We start from the raw sequence: 9367 nt of genomic DNA, 5'->3' as shown, positions 1-9367 counted from the left end.
TCGACGGGGCTGAACCGGCCTTTCGACGGGGCTGAACCGGCCTTTCGACGGGGCTGAACCGGCCTTTCGACGATCACCAGTCGCGGCGCGCCCGGAGCAAGTCCAGGCAGGCCGCGGTGAGAAAACGCTGGTGCGCGCGCAAGGCGGGGGTGCAGCCCGGTGGTGGCTGCTCGTCCTGACCGTGGATCAGATAGCCGACCAGGATCGCGAAGAAGGCATCGACATCGTCGGCCGGCACACCGTCGAAGAGGGGGAGGGCGGCATACGGGCGGATATCGACACCACCCCAGGAGAAGAAGGGGAAGAGGCCCGCGAGATCGACCCACGGCGGGCCGAGCATCACCCAGTTCCAGTCCACGATCCGCGCCTGCCCGCCGCGCTCGATCAGCAGGTTGTCGGGTCGAAGATCGCTGTGCACCAGCGCATCTCCATGCAATGCCGCAGACGCCTTCGCGGCCAGGCGAGCCAAATCGCGTCGCGCATCCGCCCCGATTGCCGGTATGCCGTCCGGCCACCCCACGCGGCCGGCCACCAGTTCGTCGATCGCCGTCAACGCGTGCTCGTCTTCGCCGATCTCCTCACCCAGCGACGCGGTCGTGATCGCGCACGCGCGCGAACCGCGAATACGCGCGACGTCGACGCAGGCCGCGGCGACCGCATCGGGGTGTCCGGGGCACCAGGGATCACCGGGCTGGACCCCGTCGATCAGGTCCAGGACGAGAACCCGCCAGTCGCCCTCGCCTCGCGTCTGGATCGCGGACGAGCCGAGGAGCCTTGGCGCACAGTCCAGTTCACCAAGTTGGGGCAGAACGTCAGCCTCCCGCGCCAGGGCGGTGACCACATGCGGCAATGCGGGTCCACCGACCTTGACGAAGACGCGCCGGCCGCCGTCGAGGGTGAGCACGCCGGCATACGAGCCGGTGAAGCCGGAGCGCACGGGCGGCGCGGCGGACGCGATTGAGGATCCGCAGATGGCGGCCACGCCCTGACGCACCTCGGTCGGCAGGCTCGCCCACGCGGGGCGCTCCGACGTCGCGGAGTAGTCCAGAGGCACAGGCCGCATGGTGCGAGCCTGCCACGCGGATCGCCAGCCCGGCGACCGGATTAGGCGGCCTGATCCTGCCGCCGGAAGTGCCAGGGTCAGGGGGTCAGGAGCTTGGCCTGGAGCGCGTCGACCTCGTCCGCCGTCCAGCCCTGCTCCCGCAGCCAGCCGTCCGCACCACCGGCGTCGGCCAGGAAATCGAGCAGCGCTTCCATCGACGCGGCCAGCGGGATCTGCTCGGCATGGTTGCGACCGGCGAGCGACTCGGCATACGGCGGCCGGCCGATCAGGCGGGCCATGATCGCCTCGAGCCGCTCGGACGTGAGGACGTAGTCCTCGACGATGACCTCGTCCGGCACACCGGCAACGGCGAGGGCAAGTCCGACCACGGTTCCGGTGCGGTCCTTGCCGGCGGCGCAGTGCACGATCGTGCCACCCGCGGCGGAGGCCACGACGGACAGGGCCGCGGTCACTGAGTCGGGGCGGCCGGTGAGGTAGCCGCGGTAATGCTGGCTCCAGAAGCTCGCGTCCTTGACCATCTCGTGCGTGCCGGCTCGCCAGTCGTTGGCCGCGGCCCCCGCGCGGTCGTTCCGTGCCTCGGGGAAAAAGCTGTGGTGATGGTGGCGCAGCGGCGTGGCACGCAGCGGTCCGTCGCCGCTGACCTGCACCTCGGTGTTGGAGCGCAAGTCGACGATGTCGCTGACCCCGAGGCCGATCAACCGAGTGACATCGGCCCGGGAGAGGTCCTGGAGATTGTCCGAGCGGATCAGCCGGTGTGCCTGGATCCGGCCACCGTCGCGCGTGGGTAGGCCACCCAGATCGCGCATATTGACGACACCGTCGAGGTCGATCCACCGGTCCATGCGGCCAGGCTATGCCGCGGGCACCGAGTCGCCGGTGAACGGCCGGGAAAAGGGTGAGGGCCTCGGAAAGTATGAGTTTCCGAGGCCCTCGTCTGGTCGGGGCCGAAGCCTCGTCCAGATGATCGAGACCGAAGTCTCGATCGTGATCTCGACCGGAGTCGAGATCGGGTGCCGTCGGCCGAAGCCGCCGACGTCGAGCCTGGCCGAAGCCCTGCTCGCGATCAGCGCCGAAGCGCCGATCTCGTTGACACGAAACACGTTTCGCGTCCGAATCCGACCCGGAGGTCTGATCCTGTCGCGTTCACCCGGAGGTGATTGCGATGGGATATTTCTATGTCACGCCGGGGGTTGGAACAAGGCTTAGCGGCGAGCAATCGTGAAAATCTTTCCGGCCACGGCGTGTCGCGCTGGACACGCCGAGGCCCGCGATGCTCGTGGGGTTTCGGGGTGGCGCGGGTGTCACCGGAGGCCTGGGAGAATCGCCCGTATGCCGCCCAGCGCCCTCCCCGACGGCGACGCGCCGCCCGCCGATGGCCGGCTGCCTCGGGCCGCGCTGGCGGAGGTCGGTCGGCGCACCTTCGGCGCCTATGTCCACGTGCCCTTTTGCCGGGTCCGGTGCGGCTATTGCGATTTCAACACCTATGCCCCGGGTGAATTGGCCGGCTCGGCGAGCGCGCCCGCGACCTACCTGGAGGCGCTGGCGCGGGAGATCGACCTCGCCGCGGCCGTCCTCGCCGAGGCACCGGGGCGACCGCCCCTGCACAGCGTCTTCGTCGGTGGCGGCACTCCGACGCTGCTGCCCGCGCGCGACCTGGTCGGCATCCTCGACCAACTCCGCCGGGTATGGCCGCTGACTGCCGACGCCGAGGTGACCACCGAGGCCAACCCCGATTCGGTCAGCCCCGAGAGTTTGGCGGCGCTGGCGCAGGGCGGTTTCACGCGCGTCAGTTTCGGGATGCAGTCGGCAGTGCCGCATGTCCTGGCCACCCTCGAACGCACCCACGACCCCGCCCGAGTCGGCGTTGCCGTCGATGCCGCGGGGGCTGCCGGCCTGGAGGTCAGTCTCGACCTGATCTATGGCACGCCGGGCGAGTCCTTGGCCGACTGGCGCACCAGTCTCGATGCGGCGATCGCCCTTGCGCCACAGCACATCTCGGCCTACGCACTCGTGGTCGAGGATGGGACCAAACTCGCGGCCCAGGTGCGCCGCGGGGTCGTGACGATGCCCGACGACGACGACGAAGCGGACAAATACGAACTCGCCGACGCCCTCCTCAGCGCCGCCGGCTACGACTGGTACGAAGTCAGCAACTTCGCGCGCGCGGGCGCGGCGTGCCGCCACAACCTCGCCTACTGGCGCGGCGGGGATTGGTGGGGCTTCGGGCCTGGCGCCCACAGTCATATCGGCGGGGTGCGCTGGTGGAATGTCAAGCATCCCGGGGCGTATGCCGACCGGCTGGCCGCCGGCGCATCCCCGGCCCACGCGCGCGAGACGCTCACCGCCGACCAGCGGGCTGACGAGGCCATCCTCCTCGGCGTGCGGCTGCGGGAGGGACTGGGAGTGGAGGCGTTGAGCGATGCCGGGCGCGCCGCCATACCGGCGCTGGTCGAGGACGATCTGGTGGTGGCCGGCGAGGACTGCGTCGTCCTGACGCTGCGCGGCCGGCTGCTCGCCGACACCGTCGTGCGCCGGCTGCTCGGCTACGCCGGCTGAGCCTCCGCGAAGCACCCACAGACGCGACCGCGCCCCAAGCCGATGGGCTCGGGGCGCGGCGCGGACGGGCTACTTGATGAACTTGATCGCGAACGGCGGGTTGTACCACTCGCCGTTGCTCGCCTTCGAGGCGGCAATCAGGTGGACGATGAGCGCCCAGATGCAGATGAGCGGGTACGTGACGAACCCGATGAGCAGGAACATCAGGGGCAGCGAGATCAGCAGGCCGATACCGGCGGTGATCTGCACGTTCAGGGAGTTCGCGGCATTCTGCCGCACGAACGGCCCACGGTCCTTGTACATGAAGTAGATACCCAGCGACGCGAAGAAGCCCAACGTGCCCGCGGACAGCACGAAAAGCGCTGCCGGGATCAGGTGCGCGAGCATCCCCCAGTTGCGTTCTTGGGCCGGCGTCATCGGTTCGGTGCCGCCGATGGAGCCGACGGTGCGCTCGAAGGCGGTCTGTCCGGCGGGCGCCTGGTAGGTCATGGGCGGTGGGGTCGTCCCCGCCGGCGACTGGGTGCCCCACGGCGAGTCGGTGGTGGGCGATTGATAGCTCGGGTAGACCGGGTCGCCCTGCGGATTCTGGGTCATGGTCTTCTGCTGTCCCCTTCGGTGACACGAGCCGGAGCATTTCCCCGGATGCTGTCTCGTTCGCTCCAGTCAACCGCACGAATCCGGCGAATTCTTCCCGATCCAGCTCGGTCTGGGGTTCGTCACGGGTGCGCTCAGGGTCCACCCTCAGGTCGCCGGCCGCCTCAGCCGCCGACGGTCACGAAGTCGATCAGTTCCTCGACCCGGCCCGAGAAGCTCGGCTCCAGATCGGCATAGGTACGCACGCGGGAGAGCAGGTGCTTCCACACCAGTCCGATGTCCTCGGTGGACGTATGCGGCAGCCCCAGTGCCGCGGCGATCCCCGCCTTCCAGTCGGTCCCCTTCGGGATCACCGGCCATCGTGGCAGACCGACCCGCTCGGGCCGGATCGCTTGCCAGACATCGACATAGGGGTGGCCGACGATGTGCACGCGGTCACCGCCGAAGCCCGCTTCGGCGGCCGCGACCAGGCGGCTCTCCTTGCTGCCGGCCACGAGATGGTCCACGAGAACCCCGGCCCGGGCCTGCGGGGTGGGGCCGAAGTCGGCGAGTGCGGCCGCGAGATCGTCCACGCCGTGCAGCACCTCGACGACCACGCCTTCGACGCGCAGGTCGTGGCCCCAGACCTTCTCGACGAGTTCGGCGTCGTGGGTGCCCTCGACGAAGATCCGCGAGGCAGCGGCGACCCGGGCGCGTGCGCCGGGCACGGCGACCGAGCCGCTGGCGGACCGCAGCGGAGCCTTCGGTGCGGCTGCCGCGGGGGCCGGAGGGAGCAGGCATACGGGCCGGCCGTCGATGAGGAAGCCGGGGCCGAGCGGGAAGGCGCGGACCACGCCACGGCGGTCCTCTAGGCGCAAGACGCGCCGGCCGCCGATCGTCTCGACGGCCGTCACCGCGCCGACCCAGCCGGTCTCGACCTCTTCGACGACCATGCCGATCTCGGTCGCGACATCCGTGGTGCGTCCCCGGGGCGGGCGGCGCCAGTCGCCGCTGAGCACGTCATGTCCGTAGCGGTCGCTCACCGCGGCACCCTAAGCGAGCCCACGCTCGATCTGCCGCAGACGCGCCGGGTCGGCCTCGCGAGCGTGCCCGTCCCTCGCGCTGGACGTAGGATTGGCACTCGACACCGGTGAGTGCCAGCAGCGTGAGGAGGTGACCGGTATGCAGGACCGTCGCCTGGCCGTGCTCGGCGCGATCGTCCAGGACTATGTGTCCACCAGCGAGCCGGTCGGCTCCAAATCCCTGCTCGAGCGCCATCAGCTCGGCGTCTCGGCAGCGACCATCCGCAATGACATGGCGGCGCTGGAGGAGGACGGGTTGATCGTCGCCCCGCACACGAGCGCTGGGCGGATCCCGACCGACGCGGGCTATCGGTTGTTTGTCGACCGGCTGCTCGCGATCAAGCCGATGAGCCGGGCCGAGCAGGCGGCCATCGCCGAGTTCCTTTCCGGCGCAGTGGATCTCGATGATGTCGTGGATCGGACGGTGCGACTGCTGGCGTCCTTGACCAGGCAGGTCGCCGTCATGCAGTACCCGTCGTTGACCCGCTCCGACGTGCGGCACATCGAGCTGGTTCCCGTCGGCGAGACGCGCCTGATGTTGGTGCTGATCACCACGACCGGGCGGGTGGAGCAGCGCACCATCGAGGTCGCTCGTGAGGCCGTCGCCGACGAGGATCTCGTGGCCCGCCTGCGCGCAGGCATCAACGCGACGGCCAGCGGCCGGCGCCTCGGTGAGGCGGCGGCCGCGTTGTCGGTGCTGCCCGATTCCTTCGCCCCCAGCGAGCGGGATGTCGTGCGCCGGGTCATCGGGGCACTCGATGAGGCCCTCATCGAGGAGCGCGAGGAGCGGGTGGTGATGGCCGGGACGGCCAATCTCGCCCGCCGGCCGGGCGACTTCCCGGCCACTCTGGAGCCGGTGCTCGATGCGCTGGAACAACATGTCGTGCTGCTCCGTTTGCTATCGACGGCGGAAGGCGGCCAACAGCACATCGCCGTGCGCATCGGCCACGAGAACCCCGTGACCGGCCTGCAGTCCACCTCGATGGTGACCACCGGCTATGGCACGGGCGGTGACCTGGTCGGCGGGCTCGGCGTGCTGGGGCCCACCCGGATGGACTACCCGGCGAGCATGGCCGCGGTCCGGGCGGTCGCGGCATACGTCTCGGCGCTGCTCACCCAATGACGAACTGACCCACTCACCGAATCCAGAAGGCCACTGTGAACGACTACTACGGGGACCTCGGGGTCGCGCGGGACGCGACGCCCGAGCAGATCAAGTCCGCCTATCGCAAGCTGGCGCGCAAGCTGCACCCGGACGTCAACCCCGGCGCGGAGGCCGAGGAGCAGTTCAAGAAGGTTTCGCAGGCCTATGACGTCCTCTCGGACGCCGACAAGCGGCGCAACTACGACATGGGCGCCGACCCCTACGGTGGGCAGAGCGGCGGGTTCGGGCAGGGCTTCTCCTTCAGCGACATCATGGACGCCTTCTTCGGCGGCGCCGCAGCCGGTGGGCCGGGGCGCGGACCGCGCCCGCGGTCGGCGCGGGGTCAGGACGGCCTCGTGCGGCTGCCGATCGACCTCGGGCTCGCGGTCTTCGGCGGGGAGAAGGAGTTGACCGTCGAGACGGCCGCGCGGTGCGGAACGTGCAGCGGGGACGGATCGCAGCCGGGCACCGGCCGGCGCACCTGTGATGTGTGCGGTGGGCGCGGCGAGATCCAGCAGGTGCAGCGCAGCTTCCTCGGCCAGGTGATGACCAGTCGGCCGTGCAATGCCTGCCAGGGCTTCGGTGAGGTGATCACCCATCCGTGCTTCGAATGCTCCGGTCAGGGGCGCGTGCGCACCCAGCGCACCATGACGATCAAGATCCCCGGTGGAGTCGACACGGGCACCCGCATCCATCTCGCCGGTGAAGGCGAAGTCGGCCCCGGAGGCGGCCCGCAGGGCGATCTGTATGTCGAGGTGGCCGTCAATCCGCATAGCACCTTCCAGCGGCGCGGTGACGACCTGCACGCCAGCCTGAGCCTGCCGATGACTGCGGCGGCGCTCGGCGCGGCGATGAAGTTCGACACCTTCGACGGTGTCCAGGACATCGACATCAAGCCGGGCACCCAGCCGGGGGAGACCATCACCCTGCGTGGGCTCGGCGTCAGCCACCTGCGGGCGAACGGGCGCGGCGATCTGATCGTCCACGCCGATGTGCGCACACCGACCAGGCTCGACCCGGCCCAGGAGGACCTGCTGCGCCAACTGGCCACGGCGCGTGGCGAGGAGGCGCCCACGGGCAAGCTCGCCAGCGCCGACCACGGCTTGATGGGCAAGCTGCGCGACGCCTTTAAGCCGCGGTGACCTTGGTCCGCGACGGCCAGATGGCCGTCCCTGGCGGGCTGGCCCTGGCGGTCGCCCCGGGCGTGCCTGCCGTCGTGCCGGCTTGGGTCATGACGGTCACCCAGGACGCGGCGCTCCGCGCCGAGGCCGTATGACGCTCCCTCTCTTCCTCCTCGACGCCGGGGCGCTGGACGCGGTGTCGGTCGGTGGTCGCCTGGTGCTCGACGGGCCGGAGGGCAGGCACGCCGCGACGGTGCGCCGGATGCGGGTCGGGGAGGCGTTGTGGGTGGCCGACGGCGCGGGCCGGCGGGTGACCGGGACGATTGCGGCGGTTGCCGCGGCGACCCTGGAGTTGGCGATCGATCAGGTCGTGGACCTGCCTGCACCCACACCGGCCCTCACGCTGGTGCAGGCCCTGGCCAAGGCCGACCGCGACGAGGACGCCATCGAGGCGGCGACCGAGTTGGGCGTGGACCGGATCGTCCCGTGGCAGGCCGAGCGGTCGGTGGTCATCTGGCGGGGCGAGCGCGGCGAGAAGTCCCGCCGCAAGTGGGCCGACATCGTGCGCGCGGCGACCAAGCAGTCGAGGCGCGCCTGGCTGCCCGAGGTCGAACCGGCGGTGACGACCGCGGGTCTAGTGGCGCGCGTGCGGGGTGCGGGAACGGCATACGTGCTGCACGAGGAGGCGGTCGAACCGCTTGTGGCGCAACGGCTTCCGGACCAGGGTGAGGTGCTGGTGATCGTCGGGCCCGAGGGCGGCATCGCGCCCGGCGAGGTCGAGGCACTGACCGCGGCTGGTGCGCGGGCGGTGCGGCTCGGGCCTACGGTCCTGCGCTCGTCCTCGGCCGGCCCGGCCGCGCTGGCGGTCCTGTCCGCCGCCGCGCGCTGGCGCTGACCCGATTCCCAGCTTTCCGGCCTCCGGCCCGGTCAGCTCACCGTGAACCAGACCTGCGTGACGCCGGTCGCGCTCCCGTCCTTCGGCGAGGGATAGCCGACCTCGAGGCGATAGCGGCCGCCCGGCACGGCGGGGATGTCGAAGGCGTAGGGCGCTTGCGCCGGGGCCCCTGCCTCGGCCTGGGTCGAGCCCTGGGCGACCGGGGCCGCGCCGTCCCCGCGATGCAGGGACCAGACGAGGGTTCCCTCCGGTGCAGCGGCCAACCCCTTGACGTGGACGACACCCGCGCGGACCGTCGCCTCGGTGCCGGGCTGGTCGATCCAGATCGGCGCGATGACCGCGGCGGCATCGGCTGTATCCGGCCGGTCGTAACGATCGCTCGCCGGGAAGCGGCCGAAGAGCAGACCCGCGCCGGTTTCCAGCTGGAAGGTCACGGGCACCCGGCCCAGACCCGCAGCGGCCTGGGCGGTCCACACGAGTTGCTGAATGCCAAGGCGTCGATAGTCGTCCGTGCCGTCCTGGGCGCCCCCATTGGTCAGCACGATCGTGATCAGTTGGGGTGTCACATCGACGCCGGCCACCGCGGTGCCTTCGAGGGGAGCGGCGCCGGGGTAGGGCCAGGCCCGGTCGCTGGCGCTCCACTGGAGAGCCTCGAGGACCCGTCGTGATCCGCTCGCACCCGCGTCCGCCGAGCCGGAGACGAAGGTGCGGGTCAGCCGCCATACCTGCGTCCCATCGATCGTTACCTGGACCGGGAAATAGACCGGCAGGGCGGCGCCGGCCACGGCCGTCGGGCTCTGCGACAGCCCGGTCGTGGCCGGTGAACTGAGGCTCACGGTTCCGCCGGGCCGGGTACGGTCGTGCGGCGCGAGCCATTGGCCGGCCGCGACACTGCCGATCACGGCCGCCGCAGCCGCAGCGGCGACCAGCGCA

The 9367-nt window shown here is 70.8% G+C and carries 10 protein-coding genes; 5 read left to right on the top strand and 5 right to left on the bottom strand.

Annotation, left to right across the window (positions count from 1 at the left end):
* Nucleotides 1-73 precede the first annotated feature (73 nt).
* A complete protein-coding gene (locus PKH97_RS09940; RefSeq protein ID WP_324387251.1) occupies nucleotides 74-1063 on the bottom strand; it encodes a phosphotransferase in 990 nt (329 codons plus the stop codon).
* 77 nt (nucleotides 1064-1140) lie between these two features.
* Nucleotides 1141-1905 (bottom strand): tyrosine-protein phosphatase, encoded by a 765-nt coding sequence (locus PKH97_RS09935; protein ID WP_324387250.1) that lies wholly within the window; start codon nucleotides 1903-1905, stop codon nucleotides 1141-1143.
* A gap of 487 nt (nucleotides 1906-2392) precedes the next feature.
* On the opposite strand from PKH97_RS09935, the gene hemW reads away from it, so the two are divergent.
* Entirely contained in the window at nucleotides 2393-3619 is a 1227-nt protein-coding gene (hemW, locus tag PKH97_RS09930) for a radical SAM family heme chaperone HemW (RefSeq protein ID WP_324387249.1), read from the top strand.
* Between the two features lie 69 nt (nucleotides 3620-3688).
* Here the strand turns inward: hemW and PKH97_RS09925 are convergent, their stop codons facing one another.
* On the bottom strand, nucleotides 3689-4213 hold the full coding sequence (locus PKH97_RS09925) for a DUF4870 domain-containing protein (protein WP_324387248.1): 525 nt from the start codon (nucleotides 4211-4213) through the stop codon (nucleotides 3689-3691).
* A gap of 164 nt (nucleotides 4214-4377) precedes the next feature.
* The gene (locus PKH97_RS09920; RefSeq protein WP_324387247.1) at nucleotides 4378-5235 is read right to left on the bottom strand and encodes a DUF3097 family protein; all 858 of its coding nucleotides are present in this window, start codon (nucleotides 5233-5235) and stop codon (nucleotides 4378-4380) included.
* A 139-nt stretch (nucleotides 5236-5374) separates the two neighbouring features.
* Between PKH97_RS09920 and hrcA the strand changes: the two genes are divergently transcribed.
* The 4 genes from hrcA to PKH97_RS09900 are packed head-to-tail and all read left to right on the top strand — an operon-like array spanning nucleotide 5375 to nucleotide 8434.
* Complete coding sequence (gene hrcA, locus PKH97_RS09915; protein ID WP_324387252.1) at nucleotides 5375-6397, top strand: heat-inducible transcriptional repressor HrcA; 1023 nt, start codon at nucleotides 5375-5377, stop codon at nucleotides 6395-6397.
* Between the two features lie 35 nt (nucleotides 6398-6432).
* A complete protein-coding gene (gene dnaJ, locus PKH97_RS09910) occupies nucleotides 6433-7560 on the top strand; it encodes a molecular chaperone DnaJ (RefSeq protein ID WP_324387246.1) in 1128 nt (375 codons plus the stop codon).
* Nucleotides 7557-7694, top strand: a complete 138-nt coding sequence (locus PKH97_RS09905) for a hypothetical protein (RefSeq protein ID WP_324387245.1) — start codon at nucleotides 7557-7559, stop codon at nucleotides 7692-7694. The genes dnaJ and PKH97_RS09905 overlap by 4 nt, the downstream gene beginning before the upstream one ends.
* Complete coding sequence (locus tag PKH97_RS09900) at nucleotides 7691-8434, top strand: 16S rRNA (uracil(1498)-N(3))-methyltransferase (RefSeq protein ID WP_324387244.1); 744 nt, start codon at nucleotides 7691-7693, stop codon at nucleotides 8432-8434. Before PKH97_RS09905 ends, PKH97_RS09900 begins: the two co-directional genes overlap by 4 nt.
* 32 nt (nucleotides 8435-8466) lie before the next feature.
* Here PKH97_RS09900 and PKH97_RS09895 read toward each other — a convergent pair.
* Nucleotides 8467-9367 (bottom strand): Gmad2 immunoglobulin-like domain-containing protein (locus PKH97_RS09895; protein WP_324387243.1); only part of this gene is annotated, 901 nt, incomplete at its 5' end.

Source organism: Nostocoides sp., assembly GCF_035343835.1.
GTDB classification, from domain to species: domain Bacteria; phylum Actinomycetota; class Actinomycetes; order Actinomycetales; family Dermatophilaceae; genus Nostocoides_A; species Nostocoides_A vanveenii.
Note: the sequence above shows the minus strand (reverse complement) of the source record. Positions and strands in the feature narration are given on the sequence as shown.